At 63.6% G+C, this 17,581-nt stretch carries 15 protein-coding genes and 1 tRNA gene; 11 read left to right on the top strand and 5 right to left on the bottom strand.

All coding sequences use genetic code 11. From position 1 onward, the window contains the following. Positions 1 to 26: 26 nt before the first annotated feature. The 4 genes from pstB (at position 27) to FJQ54_RS06465 (ending at position 3,219) form a co-directional block, all read left to right on the top strand. The gene (gene pstB / locus FJQ54_RS06480; RefSeq protein ID WP_140927744.1) at positions 27 to 773 is read left to right on the top strand and encodes a phosphate ABC transporter ATP-binding protein PstB; all 747 of its coding nucleotides are present in this window, start codon (positions 27 to 29) and stop codon (positions 771 to 773) included. An 11-nt stretch (positions 774 to 784) separates the two neighbouring features. After that, positions 785 to 1,492 carry a phosphate signaling complex protein PhoU gene (gene phoU, locus FJQ54_RS06475; RefSeq protein ID WP_140927598.1) on the top strand — a complete coding sequence of 236 codons (708 nt, stop codon included), beginning with the start codon at positions 785 to 787 and terminating at the stop codon, positions 1,490 to 1,492. 52 nt (positions 1,493 to 1,544) lie between these two features. Then, a complete protein-coding gene (phoB, locus tag FJQ54_RS06470) occupies positions 1,545 to 2,252 on the top strand; it encodes a phosphate regulon transcriptional regulator PhoB (protein WP_140927597.1) in 708 nt (235 codons plus the stop codon). Between the two features lie 70 nt (positions 2,253 to 2,322). After that, complete coding sequence (locus tag FJQ54_RS06465) at positions 2,323 to 3,219, top strand: SDR family NAD(P)-dependent oxidoreductase (protein WP_140927596.1); 897 nt, start codon at positions 2,323 to 2,325, stop codon at positions 3,217 to 3,219. A gap of 7 nt (positions 3,220 to 3,226) precedes the next feature. Here the strand turns inward: FJQ54_RS06465 and FJQ54_RS06460 are convergent, their stop codons facing one another. Further along, positions 3,227 to 5,143 carry an alpha/beta hydrolase family protein gene (locus FJQ54_RS06460; RefSeq protein ID WP_181160017.1) on the bottom strand — a complete coding sequence of 639 codons (1,917 nt, stop codon included), beginning with the start codon at positions 5,141 to 5,143 and terminating at the stop codon, positions 3,227 to 3,229. A 273-nt stretch (positions 5,144 to 5,416) separates the two neighbouring features. Here FJQ54_RS06460 and groES point away from each other — a divergent pair, with 273 nt between their 5' ends. From groES to FJQ54_RS06425, 7 genes are all read left to right on the top strand, one after another. Continuing rightward, positions 5,417 to 5,704 (top strand): co-chaperone GroES, encoded by a 288-nt coding sequence (gene groES, locus FJQ54_RS06455; protein ID WP_140927743.1) that lies wholly within the window; start codon positions 5,417 to 5,419, stop codon positions 5,702 to 5,704. Between the two features lie 65 nt (positions 5,705 to 5,769). After that, positions 5,770 to 7,413, top strand: coding sequence for a chaperonin GroEL (gene groL, locus FJQ54_RS06450; RefSeq protein WP_140927594.1), 1,644 nt, complete (start codon positions 5,770 to 5,772; stop codon positions 7,411 to 7,413). A gap of 150 nt (positions 7,414 to 7,563) precedes the next feature. After that, on the top strand, positions 7,564 to 8,154 hold the full coding sequence (locus FJQ54_RS17765; protein WP_235890342.1) for a PEPxxWA-CTERM sorting domain-containing protein: 591 nt from the start codon (positions 7,564 to 7,566) through the stop codon (positions 8,152 to 8,154). Between the two features lie 155 nt (positions 8,155 to 8,309). Further along, positions 8,310 to 10,310 (top strand): M13 family metallopeptidase, encoded by a 2,001-nt coding sequence (locus FJQ54_RS06440; protein WP_140927593.1) that lies wholly within the window; start codon positions 8,310 to 8,312, stop codon positions 10,308 to 10,310. Positions 10,311 to 10,322: 12 nt separating this feature from the next. Further along, on the top strand, positions 10,323 to 10,706 hold the full coding sequence (locus FJQ54_RS06435; protein WP_235890341.1) for a VOC family protein: 384 nt from the start codon (positions 10,323 to 10,325) through the stop codon (positions 10,704 to 10,706). 91 nt (positions 10,707 to 10,797) lie between these two features. Then, positions 10,798 to 12,813 (top strand): S9 family peptidase, encoded by a 2,016-nt coding sequence (locus tag FJQ54_RS06430; protein ID WP_140927591.1) that lies wholly within the window; start codon positions 10,798 to 10,800, stop codon positions 12,811 to 12,813. Further along, the gene (locus FJQ54_RS06425) at positions 12,810 to 13,460 is read left to right on the top strand and encodes a DUF4386 domain-containing protein (protein WP_140927590.1); all 651 of its coding nucleotides are present in this window, start codon (positions 12,810 to 12,812) and stop codon (positions 13,458 to 13,460) included. Before FJQ54_RS06430 ends, FJQ54_RS06425 begins: the two co-directional genes overlap by 4 nt. Here FJQ54_RS06425 and FJQ54_RS06420 read toward each other — a convergent pair. The 4 genes from FJQ54_RS06420 to lon form a co-directional block, all read right to left on the bottom strand. Beyond that, positions 13,457 to 14,176 (bottom strand): energy transducer TonB, encoded by a 720-nt coding sequence (locus FJQ54_RS06420; protein ID WP_181160015.1) that lies wholly within the window; start codon positions 14,174 to 14,176, stop codon positions 13,457 to 13,459. The genes FJQ54_RS06425 and FJQ54_RS06420 overlap by 4 nt on opposite strands. A 14-nt stretch (positions 14,177 to 14,190) precedes the next feature. After that, complete coding sequence (locus tag FJQ54_RS06415; RefSeq protein WP_140927588.1) at positions 14,191 to 14,703, bottom strand: glycine cleavage system protein R; 513 nt, start codon at positions 14,701 to 14,703, stop codon at positions 14,191 to 14,193. A gap of 296 nt (positions 14,704 to 14,999) precedes the next feature. Then, positions 15,000 to 15,074, bottom strand: a tRNA-Val gene (locus tag FJQ54_RS06410). 54 nt (positions 15,075 to 15,128) lie between these two features. Next, entirely contained in the window at positions 15,129 to 17,537 is a 2,409-nt protein-coding gene (gene lon, locus FJQ54_RS06405) for an endopeptidase La (protein WP_140927587.1), read from the bottom strand. Positions 17,538 to 17,581 lie beyond the last annotated feature (44 nt).

Raw genomic sequence — 17,581 nt, 5'->3', positions numbered from 1 at the left:
CGCCCGCCGCCCATAGTTCGCTGAAAATGACGGCGCGCAACGTGCGCGTCTTCTATGGCGAGTTCGAGGCGATCACGGGCGTCTCCATCGACGTCACGCGCGAGGATGTGACGGCTTTCATCGGCCCGTCCGGCTGCGGCAAATCCACCTTTCTGCGCTGCCTGAACCGCATGAACGACACGGTGGCGGGTGCGCGCGTGGTGGGCGATATCCAGCTGGACGGCGAGGATATCTATTCCCCGGCGATGGACGTGGTGCAGCTGCGCGCGCGGGTGGGGATGGTGTTCCAGAAGCCGAACCCCTTCCCCAAGAGCATCTATGAAAATGTGGCCTATGGGCCGCGCATTCACGGGCTGGCGCGCACCAAGGCCGACATGGACGGCATCGTGGAACAATCGCTGCGCCGCGCCGGTTTGTGGGACGAGGTGAAAGACCGGCTTGCCGATTCCGGCACCGCGCTTTCGGGCGGGCAGCAGCAGCGGCTGTGCATCGCCCGCGCCATTGCGGTGAACCCGGAAGTAATCCTGATGGACGAGCCGGCCTCTGCGCTGGACCCGATCGCCACGGCGAAGATCGAGGAGCTGATCGACGATTTGCGCGGGCGCTATGCCATCGTGATCGTGACGCACAACATGCAGCAGGCCGCACGGGTCAGCCAGAAGACCGCCTTTTTCCACCTGGGCACCGTGGTGGAATATGGCGACACGCGGGAAATCTTCACCAACCCGAAGGAAACCCGCACCAAGGACTATATTACCGGCCGCTACGGCTGAGGAGACGGATTATGGATCGCGCACATACGGTGAAATCTTTCGACGAGGAGATTCATCAGCTTCGCTCGTTGATCGGGCAGATGGGCGGGCTTGCCGAAGCGCAGACGACTGATGCGGTGGACGCGCTGCTGCGCCGCGATGCCGACGCGGCGATGGAGGTGGTCGCGCGTGACGGGCAGATCGACGCGCTGGAAACCGAAGCCGAGCAGCTGGCGATTTCCATGATCGCGCTGCGGGCTCCCATGGCAGACGACCTGCGCGAGATTGTGGCGGCGCTGAAGATTTCCGCCATGCTGGAGCGGATCGGCGATTACGCCAAGAATATCGCCAAGCGGGTGCCGGTGCTGACGCAGGCCGCGCCCATCGGCCCGGCGGTGATCATCCCGGAAATGGCGCGCGCCGCCGCGACCATGATCCGCGACGCGCTGGACTGTTATGTGGACCGCGACGCCGAACTGGCGCGTGCGGTGGCCGATCGCGATCAGCAGGTGGACGATTTCTACAACTCGCTGTTCCGATCCCTGCTGACCTATATGATGGAAAACCCCCATCATATCACGCCGGCCACGCATTTGCTGTTCATCGCCAAGAACCTTGAGCGGATCGGCGACCATGCGACCAATCTGGCCGAAATGGTGTTCTTTTCCGTGACGGGTCAGCAGCTGGGCGACCGGCCGAAAACCGACAACACGGCCACCATCGCGCCCGAAAACGACTGAGCCGACAACCGACTGAGAAGCCCGCGCCGGGCGGGCGAATGGAGTGTCTGAGATGCGCCCGAAGATCCTGCTGGTCGAGGACGACGTCAATCTGGTGGAACTGATCCGCTACAACCTCGACAAGGAGGGGTTCGATGTCGTGTCGACCCCCGATGGCGAGGAAGCGCTGGTGCTGGCCGAGGAAGAGCGGCCGGACGTGGTGGTGCTGGATTGGATGATCGCCAATCTGTCTGGCATCGAAGTGTGCCGCCGGTTGCGCCGCGCGCCGGAAACCACATCGCTGCCCATCATCATGCTGACGGCGCGCGCCGAGGAAAGCGACCGGGTGCGCGGGCTGGAAACCGGGGCCGACGATTATGTGACCAAGCCGTTCAGCCCGCGCGAACTGGTGGCGCGGGTGCGCGCGCTGCTGAGGCGGCTGCGTCCGGCGCTGTCTGGCGGGCATCTGGAGTATTCGGGTATCGTGATGGACACCAGCGCGCACAAGGTGACGCGCGATGGCCAATCCGTGCAGCTGGGGCCGACGGAATTCCGCCTGCTGCGCCATTTCCTTGAGCATCCGGGCCGGGTGTTCAGCCGCGAGCAGCTGCTGGATGCGGTGTGGGGCCGCGACGTCTATGTGGAGCAGCGCACGGTGGACGTGCATATCCGCCGCCTGAGGAAGGCGATCAACGGTGACGGCTTGCCAGATCTGGTCCGCACCGTGCGCTCTGCCGGTTACGCGCTGGATTCCGACGCATCCCTCAAAATGGCGAGCTAGGGCGGGGCTTCCAAGCGGGTTGCCGGGCTTCTAGAGAGCCGCTGAGCACTTGCAGCAAGGGAGTCCACAAATGAGCATTCGCTTCGATAACCGTGTCGCCATCGTGACGGGCGCGGGCAACGGCCTTGGCCGCCGCTATGCGCTGGATCTGGCCGCGCGCGGGGCGAAGGTAGTGGTGAACGATCTGGGCGGCGCGCGCGACGGATCGGGCAGCAGCGTGACCGCAGCGCAGGCCGTGGTGGACGAGATCGTCGCTGCCGGTGGCGAAGCGATGGCGAGCGGCGCGAGCGTGACCGACGCTGACGCCATCTTCGCCATGGTGGACGAGGTGAAGGCGAAGTGGGGCCGGATCGACATCCTGATCAACAACGCCGGTATCCTGCGCGACAAGACCTTCACCAAGATGACGCTGGACGATTTCCGGCTGGTGCTGGACGTGCATCTGATGGGCGGGGTGATCTGCACCAAGGCGGTGTGGGACCTGATGCGCGAGCAGGCCTATGGCCGCATCCTGATGACGACATCTTCCACCGGGCTGTACGGCAATTTCGGCCAGGCCAATTATGGCGCGGCCAAGCTGGGGCTGGTGGGGCTGATGAAGACGCTGGCGCTGGAAGGCGCGAAATATAATGTGAAGGTGAACACGGTCGCCCCGCTGGCGGCGACGCGAATGACAGAAGATCTGATGCCGCCGGAACTGCTGGCGAAGATGGGGCCGGAAACGGTTTCGCCCGCGTCGCTGTATCTCGTCAGCGAGGATGCGCCGACCAACGTGATCCTGAACGCGGGCGGCGGCGGCTTCGAAGCGGCGCATGTGACGCTGACGAAGGGCGTGCATGTGGCCGCCGATGCCATGACGCCGGAAACGGTGGCGGCGAAGATCGCAGACATCCGCGACCGCGACGGAGAGATCGTGCCCGATACCGGTGCGGCACAGGCGCAGGCGGCGCTGTCCGGCGGCAACTAATCTGTGGCTATTGGGCCGGGGTCTGCAGAAAGTCGGCTCCGGTCCTGAGCAACTCACGTCGAGCCTGATTGTCGTTCAGATAGTCGTCGAGTTTTACCCAGCGGAGGACCTGATAGGGCTTGCCAGCCTTCTTCAGACTGGCTTCCATCAGTCGAATCTGCTCGCTGATGTTTTCTTCGTCGAGCCCGCTCTGAACGAGCAGGAGCGGTGCTTTCAGGCGATCAGCATTGTTGACGGGCGACGCGTCGCTTTCCAACGTTGTCGCGCCTATCGCCGTTCGCTGGATGCTGCGGAAGGGGCTGCCTGCCACGCTGCTACGCAGTCTTTTCAGATCGGTGATAGGGTCGATTGCTATCACCTTTCCAATCAGTTCAGGGTGTAATGCAGCCGTTTGCAAAGCCACATAGCCGCCATGACCACGGCCAAGGATGGCGATATTGGCCGGATCTGCGACCCCTTGGGCGACCAGCATGTTAGCGGCCGAGGTTGCGATCTCGACGGCCTCCCGCCAAGCGGCGAAGCCCTTTTGGTTGAACCAGAGTTCGCCATATCCGTCGGGTTGCTGAAAGGCGATCTTCAGGACTGCAAAGCCTTTTGACACGAAATACTGGACTTCCGGGTCGAATCCCCAAGGGGAGTTCCGCTCGGTGGTATCGATCCACAGCAGTAGCGGGACAGGCTTTTTCAGGGATCCAGCGGGCACTGTGAGCATGCCCCAATCAGATTTGCCAGTGGAGAGCGGGATGTCGACGCGCCGGGCGGCCGGCAAGGGGACGCCAGCAAGATTGGGACGCTGTTCTGCAAGCGGTTGCAGTCGGCGCGACTTCCGATCAAGCACATACCATATGCCGGGGCGATTGTCGGATGTTGCCAGCACGAGCAAGACTTGTTCGTCACGCGTAGCATCCGCGATCCAGATTTCCTGGAAGCCGGGCAGCGCCTTTTGGAGCATGGCGTCCAACTTCGCGATTTCCGGATCGAAATAGTATCTGTGGCTGCCATCGCTGGTATAGGAGGCGCCGACGGCACGTCGATGCGGACCTATGGTGATGATCGAGTCAATGCTGAAGTCCTTCGGTGCATAGACGAATTCCTGTGCGAGCGAGCCATCGAGCATGTAGCGCGAGACGGCTTTACGCCCATTCAGCAGCTCGGTGCCATAAACCGCGTTCTCAGACTTGCTCACGGTTACGGGGATGAAGCCCTCTCTTGTGAACCAGTTATATTGTTGCAGCCGTTTCCAGCTTTTATCCTGTGATAGTGTGTAATAAACATCTGCGACTGGCAGAATTTGGTCGTCGCCCTGTCCCTGCCAGACATAGCGTAAGCGAATTTCTCCTTCACCGTCAGTCATGTATCCGAACGTGCGGGGTTGCGGGCTAATGGCCGGCATACGTTTGCCAGAACGTGTGTCCACGCGGTCGACGCCGTTCGTTTCGAAGAGCACCTTGTCCTGTTCTGCGGGGAGCCAATCGAGAACGTCGCCGCCCTGCAACGTGGATGATCCCGAATTTCCGATAAGCTTTGCGTTGGAGCCATCGCTGTCGACTGCAAAGCTTCGGGTGAAGCTGGCTGCAATCTGGCCTCCTCCCACACGGCCTACAATCTGACAGAGCAGCCTCTTCGTCGAAACCCACCCACATTTGCGGGCTCGTTCCGGCTGTCCGTCAAATACGGCGATGCGGCGGGTCGGCGCATTCGGTTCGGTGGCCTGCACCAGAATCGCCGTTTCCCTGTCGCCCTCGGCCATGACGAAGGCTACTTCCTTTCCATCCGGTGAAAGGCTGGCGAAGAGTACCGCGGCGCGGTTTCCGAACAGTTGCAGCTTGTCGGCAGGGGCAATGGCTGCCTGTGCCGCAACTGGCTGATTCGGAAGAGTTGCGAGTGCGGAGCCACACAATGCCACAAGGATCGGGAAACGCACCAAAACGAACCTCCCTCTACGCAAACGTAGGGAGCATGGCGGGGCTGGCGGAAATGGCAAGGGGGAATTGCGGGCGGAATCGGCTGCCGACATGGAAATTTCACGCTTGTCGCACCCTTGACCCGGTGCGGGGGCGACCATATCTGGCCCTGTGTTAGCACTCTGCGATTGCGAGTGCTAAACGCGGAAGGGGGGTGCCCGAGGGGGCCGTTCTTTCGAGTTTAAACCGAAGCGACTTCGTTCTGAAGTGACAAGCAAAGAGGGACCGACATGGTGGAATTCACCCCGCTGCACGATCGCGTGCTGGTTCGCCGCATCGAGGCCGAAGAAAAGACGGCCGGCGGCATCATCATCCCGGATACGGCCAAGGAAAAGCCGCAGGAAGGCGAAGTGATCGCCGTGGGCCTTGGCACCAAGGACGACGATGGCGACCGCATCCCGCTGGACGTGAAGGCCGGCGACAAGATCCTGTTCGGCAAATGGTCCGGCACGGAAGTGAAGCTGGACGGCAAGGACCTGATCATCATGAAGGAAAGCGACATCCTCGGCATCATCGGCTGAGGCGCTTTCATTCGGTTTGAGCCCGGCGCTGGCCGGGACACAAGATTTGGGAAGGATTTGAGATTATGGCAGCCAAGGACGTGAAGTTCGGGCGGGACGCCCGTGAACGCATCCTGCAGGGCGTGGACATCCTCGCCGACGCAGTGAAGGTGACGCTGGGGCCGAAGGGCCGCAACGTGGTGATCGAAAAAAGCTTCGGCGCGCCGCGCATCACCAAGGACGGCGTCACCGTCGCCAAGGAAATCGAACTCAAGGACAAGTATCAGAACATCGGCGCGCAGATGGTGCGCGAAGTCGCTTCGAAGACGAACGACCTTGCCGGTGACGGCACCACCACGGCCACCGTTCTGACGCAGGCGATCGTGCGCGAAGGCCTGAAGTCGGTTGCGGCCGGCATGAACCCGATGGACCTGAAGCGCGGCATCGACCTCGCGGTCGTAAAGATCGTGGAAGATCTGAAGTCCCGCTCCAAGCCGGTGGCGAACTCGGCGGAAATCGCCCAGGTCGGCATCATTTCGGCCAATGGCGACAAGGAAGTCGGCGAGAAGATCGCCGAAGCCATGGAAAAGGTCGGCAAGGAAGGCGTGATCACCGTGGAAGAGGCCAAGGGCCTCGACTTCGAGCTGGACGTCGTGGAAGGCATGCAGTTCGACCGCGGCTACCTCTCCCCCTACTTCATCACCAACGCGGAAAAGATGCAGGTGGAGCTTGAGAACCCCTACATCCTGATCCACGAAAAGAAGCTGTCCAACCTGCAGGCGCTGCTGCCGGTTCTGGAAGCTGTGGTGCAGTCGGGCCGTCCGCTGCTGATCATCGCCGAAGACGTGGAGGGCGAAGCGCTGGCCACCCTCGTGGTGAACAAGCTGCGCGGTGGCCTGAAGGTCGCGGCTGTGAAGGCACCGGGCTTCGGCGATCGCCGCAAGGCGATGCTGGAAGACATCGCCACGCTGACCGCTGGTGAGCTGATCTCTGAAGATCTGGGCATCAAGCTGGAAAACGTCTCCCTGCCGATGCTGGGTCAGGCGAAGAAGGTGACGATCGACAAGGACAACACCACCATCGTCGATGGGGCCGGTTCGGCCGACGCGATCAAGGGCCGTGTGGAGCAGATCCGCGCGCAGATCGAAGTCACCTCGTCCGATTATGACCGTGAAAAGCTGCAGGAACGTCTGGCGAAGCTCGCCGGCGGTGTTGCCGTGATCAAGGTTGGCGGCGCGACGGAAGTGGAAGTGAAGGAGCGCAAGGATCGGGTTGACGATGCCCTGCACGCCACCCGCGCGGCCGTGGAAGAAGGCATTGTCCCCGGCGGCGGCACGGCGCTGCTCTATGCCACCCGTTCGCTGGACGGCCTGAAGGGCGTGAACGACGACCAGACCCGCGGTGTGGACATCGTCCGCCGCGCGCTGCAGGCGCCGGTTCGCCAGATCGCGGCCAACGCCGGCCATGACGGCGCGGTGGTTGCGGGCAAGCTGCTGGAGCAGACGGAAACCACCTTCGGCTTCAACGCTGCGACCGACGTGTATGAAAACCTCGTCGCCGCCGGTGTTGTGGACCCGACCAAGGTTGTCCGCACGGCGCTGCAGGATGCCGCTTCGGTGGCTGGCCTGCTGATCACGACCGAAGCCACTATCGCTGAACTGCCGGACGACAAGCCTGCCGCCGGCGGCATGCCGGGTGGCATGGGCGGTATGGGCGGCATGGACTTCTAAGTTCAGTCAACCTGACGTGAAGAGGGGCGGGACTGCAAGGTTCCGCCCCTTTTTCTTTGCGCGATGTTTCTGTTTCGTCGCTTATTTGGTTAACGGCATCGACTTCTTGGCGTGGCCTCTTGACACTATTCTGACAAAATCTGCAAAAAGATGACAATTGAACTGCCGAAACGGGGGCGTTTCCGGCTTTTGCAGGGGGAAATTGCGATGTTGAAACTTGTCTCGTTTGCGGTAGCAGGATTTTCGCTGGCGCTGGCAGCGCCTTCTGCGGCTGCTACCTATCTGTTCGAACTGACCGGTGACTATACGGCGAGTTGGGAGATGGATTCCAATCCATACGATCCATTTGCCACGGGAGGATATTTTGAGATTCAGCCTGTGCTCGGGTCCTTTCCGGGCTCTGCCTTCAACGTTGTGATCTTGCGGTTCTGGACGGAGTTTGAAGGCGGGGGCCTCACCATTACCAGTCGCCTTGGCGAAGTTCCGAGCGGTATTGTTCTGCTCGAGACGGTGGGGGCGCAACTCTTCACGGGGGATCCTCAGGTGGCGCCCGTCTTTGCGCCCGGCGTGTTCGAGCTCAAGGATTTTTATTTATCTCAAACCGGCAAGTACACGCTCACCATCTCTGACCCGGATGCGGGCACTCCGGCAATTCCCGAACCGGCGAGCTGGGCGATGATGATCGCGGGCTTCGGGCTGGTTGGCGGGGTGTTGCGGCGCCGGCGGCCCGCCATCGCCTGACGGCTGCAGGATAGGGTGGGCCTGTTCCTGTCCTTTTCCTGCCTGTGCTTCGGCCGCACATTTCGACAAACCGGCATCTCCGCTCGACGAAGCGGATGGACAAATACCCGCATGCGTTCCACCCCGAAACATAGGTTCAAACATACGGGACGCAAATGAAATCCATGATCGTCGCGGCGCTGGCCGCTGTTTCGCTGACTGCCGTGGCCCATGCGCAGACGAAGCCGACCTTCGGCAGCTATGGCTTTGACACACCGGGCATGGACAAGGCTGTAAAGCCGGGGGACGATTTCTATGGCTTTGCCAACGGCACATGGGCGAAGGACACGCCGATCCCGGCGGATCGGTCCAACTATGGTATGTTCACCCTGCTGGACGATCTCTCCAAAGAGCGGACCAAGGCCATTCTGGACGAGTTGAAGGGCAAGCCGGACAGCATTTCGGGCCGGGCCTATGCCTCTTATCTGGATCAGGCGGCGGTTGAGGCGAAGGGGCTGGCCCCCATTCAGCCCTGGCTGGCGCAGGTCCGCAAGACGGACAAGGCAGGCTATGCCGCGATGGTGGCGGAAGCCGGGCGGGCGGGCATCCGCACGCCGTTCCCCAATTATGTGAATCAGGACGACAAGGACCCGGAAACCTACATCATCAACCTGTCTCAGGGCGGGATCGGCTTGCCGGACCGCGACTATTACCTGCTGGACACGGAGAAGATGCAGAAGACGCGCGCGGCCTATCTGGCGCATCTGACGCGGATGCTGGAATTCGCGGGCGAGAAAGATGCCGCCACGCGGGCGCAGGCGGTTCTGGCGTTCGAAACCGGCATCGCCAAGGCGCACTGGACGCGGGTGGACAGCCGCGATGCCGACAAGACCTATAACAAGCGCACGCTGACGCAATTGCAGGCGGAAGCGGCGGGGTTCGATTTCGCCCCGCTGCTGACGAACGCGGGCAAGACGGCGGACGTGCTGCTGGTGGCGCAGCCCAGTGCGGTTGCGGCGACGGCGAAGGCCATTCAGGCCGCGCCCATCGGGGTTTTGCGTGACCAGATGATCGTGCGCAGCCTTGAGGCCTTTGCCAATTATCTGCCCGACAGCGTGGCGGACGCGAATTTCGCTTTCTATGGCACCGAACTGAATGGCACGCCCGCGCGGCAGGCGCGCTGGAAGCGGGCGGTGGACTTCACCGTGGGCAGCGTGCCGGACGATGTGAGCCAGGTGTATGTGGCGCGTTACTTCCCGCCCGAGACCAAGGCGGCGATGGATCTGCTGGTGAAGAATGTGCTGACGGCGATGGGGCATCGCATCGACGGGCTGGCGTGGATGCAGCCGGAAACCAAGGCGAAGGCGCGCGAGAAGCTGGCGAGCTTCACCACCAAGATCGGCTACCCGGATCGCTGGAAGGATTATGCCGGGCTGGACATCCGCGCCGACGATCTGTTCGGCAATGCGTGGCGGTCGAACCAGTTCGACATGGCCTATGATCGCGGCAAGCTGGGCACCCCGGTTCGCCGCTGGGAATGGTTCATGACGCCGATGACGATCAACGCCTATGCCAACCCCGGCATGAACGAGATCGTGTTCCCGGCCGCCATCCTGCAGCCGCCCTTCTTCGATCCGAAGGCCGATCCGGCGGTGAACTATGGCGCAATCGGCGCTGTGATCGGGCATGAGATCAGCCACCATTTCGACGATCAGGGTTCGAAATATGACGCCACCGGCAAGCTGGCGAACTGGTGGACGGAGCAGGATATGGCCCGCTTCAAGGCGCTGGGCGAGAAGCTGGTGACGCAATACAACGCCTATGAGCCGCGACCGGGCGAGCGGGTGAACGGCGCGCTGACGCTGGGCGAGAATATCGGCGATCTGGCGGGGCTGGCCATCGCCTATGACGCGTGGAAGGCGAGCCTTGGCGGCAAGCCCGCGCCGGTGATCGACGGGATGACGGGCGAGCAGCGCTTCTTCCTGGGCTGGGCGCAGATCTGGCGGCGCAACATGCGCGAGGCGGCAGCGCGGCAGCGGCTGCTGACGGATACCCACGCGCCGGACCCGTATCGCGTGGATATCGTGCGCAACTTCGATCAATGGTATGAGGCGTTCAAGCCCGCGCCCGACGGCAAGCTGGTGCTGAAGCCGGAGGAGCGGGTGAAAATCTGGTAGGGGCGGATCGCCGTGGCGGACAGCATCATTTCCCATGTCTCTGTGCCGGTGGCGGACATTGCGGCGGCCCGGCGCTTTTATGACGCAGTGCTGGGCGCGCTGGGCTATGGCGTGGTGATGGATGCCGGGCCGCATGGCGTGGCCTATGGCAGCGCCTTCCCGGAATTCTGGATCGGCCATGCGCTGGAAGGGCAGGGCGCGCCCGGCAACGGCGTGCATGTGGCCTTTCTGGCGCCGGACCGGGCGGCGGTGGATGCGTTTCACGCCGCCGCGCTGGCGGCGGGCGGCACCGATGAAGGCGCGCCGGGGCTGCGCCCGCATTATGACGCCAATTACTACGGGGCTTTCGTGCGCGACCCTGACGGCAACAAGATCGAGGCGATGCTGATCGGCTGACTTGCCGGGGGCGAAGTTGCTGTTAAACTCCTGCCCATCGCCAGCCGGGGCTGAGGGGAACCGGCCTGCTGCCATGACAGGAGATGGACTGATGACCACCGCCATTCGGGTTGGGCTTGCCGCGCTGCTGTGCGCCTCTGCGGCCCCCGTTCTTGCACAGGGAAACATGATGACCGAGACGCCCCTTATCGAGCGCGCGAAGCTGTTCGGAAACCCGGAGAAGGCGCAGGGGCGGATCAGCCCGGATGGCAAGTGGATCAGCTGGCTCGCCCCTTCCAACGGGGTGATGAACATCTGGGTTGCTCCGGCCGCCGACCCTTCGAAGGCCAAGCTGCTGACGAGCGAGGCCGGGCGGCCCATCCGCCAGCATTTCTGGGCGCCGGACAGTTCGATGATCCTGTTCATCAACGATAAGGGCGGGGACGAGAATTTCCTGTTGCATGGCGTTTCGCCCACCGGCGGCGCGGCGCGGGTGCTGACGCCCTTCGACAAGACGCGGGTGCAGATCGTGGGCACCTCTGACAAGGTGAGCGACCGCATCCTTGTGGGGCTGAACAACCGTGACCCGAAGTGGCACGATGTGCACAGCCTTGATCTGAAGACGGGCAAGCTGACGGAAGTGTTTCGCAATGAAGGCTTCGGCGGCTTCACGGCGGACGAGGATCTGAACCTGCGGATCGCGTCGCGCCCGAACGCGGGCGGCGGCGAGGATTTGTTCCGCATCGTGAACGGCAAGGTGGAGGGGAAGCCCTTCACAAGCTGGGGGCTGGACGACAGCCAGACGACGCAGCCGATCGGCTTTTCAGCGGACGGCAAGACGCTCTACTGGATCGACGCGCGCGGGCGCGACACAGCGGCGGCTTACGCGATGGACTATGCCACCGGCAAAACGACCTTGCTGAAGGAAGACCCGCGCGCCGATGTCTCCGGGCTGATGGTGAATCCGGTTTCCGGCAAGGTGGAAGCGGTGCAGGTGGATTATCTGAAGCCGGACTGGACCGTGCTGGACCCGGGCGTGAAGGCGGATATCGCCTTCCTGAACGAGAAGCTGGGCGAATGGGCGGTGGGCAGCCGGACGCACGCCGACGACAAATGGACAGTGGCGACACTGAATTCGGACAAGGCATCCTCGACCTATCTGTATGATCGCAAGGCGAAAACGCTGACGAAGATGTTCGATACGCGCCCGGTGCTGGAAGGCGCGGCGCTGTCGCCGATGCAGCCGGTGGAGATCAAAACGCGCGACGGCAAGACGATGGTGTCTTACCTGACTCTGCCCGCGGGCACGGCGGCGAAGCCTGCCAAGCCATTGCCGATGGTGCTGCTGGTGCATGGCGGGCCGTGGGCACGCGACGGCTATGGCTTTGATACCGAGGCGCAATTCCTTGCGAACCGGGGTTATGCCGTGTTGCAGCCGAACTTCCGCGGCTCCACCGGGTTCGGCAAGGCCTTCACCAACGCCGGGAACGGCGAATGGGGCGCGAAGATGCACGATGACCTGCTGGATGCCGTGAAATGGGCGGTGGAGGGCGGCTTTGCCGATCCGAAGCGGGTGGCGATCATGGGCGGGAGCTATGGTGGTTATGCGACGCTGGCCGGGCTGACCTTCACGCCGGAGACCTTTGCCTGCGGGGTGGATATCGTGGGGCCTTCGAACCTGAACACGCTGCTCTCCACTGTGCCGCCTTATTGGGAGAGTTTCCGCAAGCAGCTGATTGCGCGGATGGGCGACCCGGATACGGCCGAGGGGCAGAAGTGGCTGAAAGAGCGCTCTCCGCTGACCTATGCGGATCGGATCGTGAAGCCGCTGCTGATCGGGCAGGGGGCGAATGACCCGCGCGTGAAGCAGGCCGAAAGCGACCAGATCGTGGCGGCGATGGAAGCGAAGGGTATCCCCGTGACCTATGTGCTGTTCCCGGATGAAGGCCATGGCTTCGCCCGGCCGGTGAACAACATCGCCTTCATGGCGGTGGCCGAGAATTTCCTGGAAAAGTGCATCGGCGGCCGGGCGGAACCGATCGGCGGCACGGTGAAAGCCTCCACCGCGCAGGTGCCGCACGGGGCGGATTATGCGCCGGGGTTGAAAGAGGCGCTGGGCAGCAAATGAGGCCCGCAAGGATATCGCAGGCCCGGCTCGCCGGGCTTGCCTATCTGGCGGTGGTGCTGACGGGGATGTTCGCGCTTGCCTATGTTCCCTCTGCGCTGGGGCTGGGGGTGGACAATGGCGCGAACAGCCTGCTGATCGCCGGACGGCCGGGCTTTTACCGGCTGGGGTTGCTGGGGCTGCTGGCGAACCAGGTCGCCTTTGTGCTGCTGCCGCTGCTGTTGTGGCGGCTGCTGGCGCGCCATGGCGCAACGCTGGCTGCATTGATGGTGGCGTTCGCGCTGACAGGGGTGCCGGTGGTGTTGTCTGCGCTGGGGTTCCGGCTGGATGCGCTGGCACTGCTGCCGGACCATGCCGCTGCCGCGTTGGCGTTGGATGCGGCGCGCAACCGGATGCTGATCGGCATGACCTTCTGGGGGCTGTGGCTGCTGCCGTTGGGGGTGCTGGTGTGGCGATCCGGCGTTGCCCCGCGCTGGCTGGCCGGGCTGCTGATGCTGGGCTGCTTCGGTTATCTGCTGCAGGTGGCCTATGACATGCTGGCGCTGGATATGCCGGGCCCGCTGAATTCCGTTGTCCGCCTGCCGGCCATGCTGGGGGAGATCGGCTTCTGCCTGTGGCTGCTGCTGTTCGGCGGGCGGGTGCGAATCTAACCCACCGGCGGTTCCAGCCACCAGTCCTGTCGCCAGCCTGCGACGCTGGCGATGGGGTTTCCTGCGCTGTCTTTCGCGGGGGTGTAGCGGAAGCGTTGTTCGATCAGGCGGCAGGTGAGTTGATCGAGCGCGGGGAGGCCGGATGACCGGGTGATGCGGCAATCCGTGGCGCGGCCTTCGGGCGTGATGGCGAGGTGGACGCTGACGCTGCCGGTGACGCCGGTGCGGCGCAGGTCTGCGGGAAGGTCTTTGCGGGTGAGGCTGCCGGATTTCCAGCGGGCGCGGGTGCCGCCTCCGCCGCCCTGACCGGTGCCTGCGCCGCCTGCGCCTGCACCGAATCCCGCGCCGGATGCCCCTGTGCCGGGGCCTGCGGTGGCGGCCCCGGATTGGGATTCCATGCCCGTGGAGGGGGCGGGGGCGACGGGGGAGGGTTTGGGTTCCGGTTTGACGATGGGCGGCGGCGCAGCGACGGGTTTGGGCTTTGCGCGCGGCGCTGGCGGGGCGGCGGCGGCTTCCGGTTCCGGGGTGCCGGGTTTCTCGGCTTCGGGCTCGGGCGGTGGTGGCGGCGGGTTGGGGATGTCCAGCAGGATGAGCGCGGATTCGGGGGGCGCGATCTGCACCAGAATCGGCCGCAGCAGCAGCGCGAACAGGGCAATGTGCAGCAGGATGACGGCGGTGAGCGCGATCGCCTTGCGGTCTGACGGGTGGAGGCGCATCGCGACGGGGGCGCTCAGGCTGGCTCCAGCTCGACCATCAGGTCTCCGGAGAGTTGTTCCAGCGCCTCTTGCAGGGCGGCGTGGGTGAGGCCTGCGGGCAAAGTGAGGCGGGCGGTGGCGCGGAAAATGGGGTTGCCCTGCCATGCGCCGTCTTCGGCGCTGGTTTCCAGTTCCACGATGTTCGCGCCGAGGCGGGCGAGGACGAGGCTGAGTTCGTGGACGATGCCGGGTCGGTCTGCGCTGGTGAGGGAGAGGGTGACGGCTTCGGCAGTAGTCTTGTCTTCGCCGACGGGGTGGATTTCCACCTGTAACCCGGCGCTGTCTGCCGCGAGGCGGGCGCGCAGATCGGCGCTGCGCTCTGCCGGTAGATCGACGAGAATCGCGCCGACGAACTTGCCGCCAAGGCGGGAGAGATTGCCTTCCAGCCAGTTGCCGCCGGATTCGAAGATCGCGGCGGACAAGGCGCGGGTGAGGCCGGGGCGATCATCGCCGACGACGGTGAGGAGGACTCGGGTGTGAAGGATCAAGGGCCGCGCTCCGTTCTGGTTGGGCGCAGGATAGGCCCTGAAGCGGGTGGCGGGAAGGGCGGTTGGTTGGGGCGGCTTTTATGGGCTGCCCCCGCGGAGGCTACGCCGTGAGCAAACAAAAGCCGGGCGACAGCCCGCAAGCGCGACTGCGCGCCGGGCCAAGTGGCCCGCCCGTTGCGGAGGCTACGCCGTGAGCAAACAAAAGCCGGGCGACAGCCCGCAAGCGCGACTGCGCGCCGGCCCTTATTGGGCCGCCCCTTGCGGAGGGCTTCGCCCGTGAGCAAACAAGAAAAGGATGGTGGGCGCGACAGGGATTGAACCTGTGACCCCTGCCGTGTGAAAGCAGTGCTCTACCGCTGAGCTACGCGCCCATCCGTTGCGGTTGGAGGGCGGCGGGTAAGGGATCGCCCGCCGCCTGTCAACAGCTAGTGAGTGGTCGGTGCTGCCGGGGTGGTCGGGGCAGCCGGGGGAACCGGGGCTGCGGCCTTTTCGTCGGCCTCGTTCCACTCGATCGGTTCGATCGGGCGGCTGAAGGCCACCTTCAGCACTTCGTCCACATGGCTGACGGGGATGATGGTGAGGCCCTCGCGCACATTGGCGGGAACGTCCTCCAGATCCTTTTCATTTTCCGCCGGAATCAGCACGGTGGTGATGCCGCCGCGCAGCGCTGCCAGCAGCTTTTCCTTCAGGCCGCCGATGGGCAGCACCCGGCCGCGGAGCGTGACCTCGCCTGTCATCGCGACATCCTTCTTCACCGGGATGCCGGTGAGGGTTGAGACGATGGAGGTGACCATGGCGATGCCCGCCGAGGGGCCGTCCTTGGGCGTCGCGCCTTCCGGCACATGGACGTGCACATCCTTCTTCGTGAAGGTGGTAGGGTGGATGCCATAGGCGGCCGAGCGGGCCTTCACGAAGCTGAAGGCGGCGGTGATGGATTCCTTCATCACGTCGCCCAGCTTGCCGGTCGTCTGGATGACGCCTTTGCCCGGCACCGTGACCGATTCGATGGTGAGCAAGTCCCCGCCGACAGACGTCCACGCAAGGCCCGTCACCATGCCGATCTGGTCTTCCGCTTCGGACATGCCGAAACGGTATTTCTGCACGCCCGCGAAATCCTTCAGGTTTTCCGGCGTGACGGTGACTGATTCCGCCTTCTTCTCAAGAATCTGGCGCAGCGCCTTGCGGGCAAGCTTCGCCAGTTCGCGCTCCAGCGTGCGGACGCCAGCTTCGCGGGTGTAGTAGCGGATCAGGTCGCGCAGCGCCTCGTCGGTGACGGCGAACTCCTCCGCCTTCAGGCCGTGCGCCTCATATTGTTTCGGGATCAGGTGGCGCTTGGCGATCTCCACCTTTTCGTCTTCCGTGTAGCCGGACAGCTGGATGATCTCCATCCGGTCCAGCAGGGCAGACGGCATGTTGTAGCTGTTGGCCGTGGTGACGAACATGATGTTGGACAGGTCGAAATCGACTTCCAGATAATGATCGTTGAACTTGTTGTTCTGTTCCGGGTCCAGCACCTCCAGCAGGGCGGATGCCGGGTCGCCGCGGAAATCCTGGCCCAGCTTGTCGATTTCATCCAGCAGGAACAGCGGGTTGTTGGTGCCCGCCTTGCGCAGATTCTGCACGATCTTGCCCGGCATGGAGCCGATGTAGGTGCGGCGGTGGCCGCGGATTTCGGCTTCATCGCGCACGCCGCCCAAAGACTGGCGGATGAATTCGCGGCCCGTCGCCTTGGCGATGGAACGGCCGAGCGAGGTTTTCCCCACGCCGGGCGGGCCGACGAGGCAGAGGATCGGCCCCTTCAGCTTGTTGGTGCGGGCCTGAACCGCCAGATATTCGACGATCCGGTCCTTCACCTTTTCAAGGCCATAATGGTCCGCGTCGAGCACCTTCTGCGCTTCGACGATGTCGCGCTTCACCTTGGAGGCCTTGCCCCACGGCAGCGACAGCAGCACGTCCAGCCAGTTGCGCACCACGGTGGCTTCGGCTGACATCGGGCTCATCGCCTTCAGCTTTTTCACTTCGGCCAGCGCCTTTTCGCGCGCTTCCTTCGTCAGCTTCGCCTTGCGGATGCGGGCTTCATATTCGGCCGCCTCATCCGTTTCCTCGTCGCCGTCACCCAGCTCGCGCTGGATCGCCTTCAACTGCTCGTTGAGGTAATATTCGCGCTGGGTCTTTTCCATCTGCCGCTTGACCCGGCTTTTGATCTTCTTCTCCACCTGCAGCAGGCCGATTTCGCCTTCCATGAAGCCGAACACCATTTCCAGCCGCTTGGCGACATCGGTTTCGGCCAGCAGCGATTGCTTGTCGGCGATCTTCAGCGTCAGATTGGCGGCGACCGAGTCGGCGAAGCGGCCCGGTTCCTCAATCTGGCCGACTTGCAGCGCGACTTCCGGGGAAATGCGCTTGGCGGATTTCACATAGGATTCGAACTGCTTGTTGGCAGAGCGGGCCAGCGCTTCCACCTCGGTGGAGTCGACATTGGTGTCGCTCAGCAACTCGATCTCGGCGGTGAGAAACTCGCCGCTTTCGTCCAGTTGCAGGCGGCGCGCGCGCTGCTGGCCTTCCACCAGCACCTTCACGGTGCCGTCCGGCAGCTTCAGCAGTTGCAGCACGGTGGCGAGCGTGCCGACATCATACAGGGCATCCGCAGCCGGATCCTCATCGGCCGGATTCTTCTGGCTGAGCAGGAAGATGGATTTATCCCCCTGCATCACGGCTTCCAGCGCCTTCACCGATTTGTCGCGGCCGACGAACAGCGGCACGATCATCTGCGGGAACACCACGATGTCGCGCAAGGGGAGGACGGGGCGGGAGAGTTGCTCTGTGCTTGCCATAGAAAGGCAATATGGGTGCGGTTGCTGCGATGCGCAATCGGGAT

The sequence above is a fragment of the Sandaracinobacter neustonicus genome (assembly GCF_006385875.1).
In the GTDB taxonomy this organism is placed as follows: domain Bacteria; phylum Pseudomonadota; class Alphaproteobacteria; order Sphingomonadales; family Sphingomonadaceae; genus Sandaracinobacteroides; species Sandaracinobacteroides neustonicus.
The sequence above is the reverse complement of the archived record's forward strand: the minus strand, read 5'-3'. Positions and strand labels throughout refer to the sequence as shown.

What these genes read in the sequence shown, in the direction of transcription:
- pstB (WP_140927744.1), top strand. Translation starts at nt 27, where the DNA reads ATGACGGCGCGCAACGTGCGCGTCTTCTATGGCGAGTTCGAGGCGATC.
- phoU (WP_140927598.1), top strand. Translation starts at nt 785, where the DNA reads ATGGATCGCGCACATACGGTGAAATCTTTCGACGAGGAGATTCATCAG.
- phoB (WP_140927597.1), top strand. Translation starts at nt 1,545, where the DNA reads ATGCGCCCGAAGATCCTGCTGGTCGAGGACGACGTCAATCTGGTGGAA.
- FJQ54_RS06465 (WP_140927596.1), top strand. Translation starts at nt 2,323, where the DNA reads ATGAGCATTCGCTTCGATAACCGTGTCGCCATCGTGACGGGCGCGGGC.
- groL (WP_140927594.1), top strand. Translation starts at nt 5,770, where the DNA reads ATGGCAGCCAAGGACGTGAAGTTCGGGCGGGACGCCCGTGAACGCATC.
- FJQ54_RS17765 (WP_235890342.1), top strand. Translation starts at nt 7,564, where the DNA reads ATGACAATTGAACTGCCGAAACGGGGGCGTTTCCGGCTTTTGCAGGGG.
- FJQ54_RS06440 (WP_140927593.1), top strand. Translation starts at nt 8,310, where the DNA reads ATGAAATCCATGATCGTCGCGGCGCTGGCCGCTGTTTCGCTGACTGCC.
- FJQ54_RS06430 (WP_140927591.1), top strand. Translation starts at nt 10,798, where the DNA reads ATGACCACCGCCATTCGGGTTGGGCTTGCCGCGCTGCTGTGCGCCTCT.
- FJQ54_RS06425 (WP_140927590.1), top strand. Translation starts at nt 12,810, where the DNA reads ATGAGGCCCGCAAGGATATCGCAGGCCCGGCTCGCCGGGCTTGCCTAT.
- FJQ54_RS06420 (WP_181160015.1), bottom strand. Translation starts at nt 14,176, where the DNA reads ATGCGCCTCCACCCGTCAGACCGCAAGGCGATCGCGCTCACCGCCGTC.
- lon (WP_140927587.1), bottom strand. Translation starts at nt 17,537, where the DNA reads ATGGCAAGCACAGAGCAACTCTCCCGCCCCGTCCTCCCCTTGCGCGAC.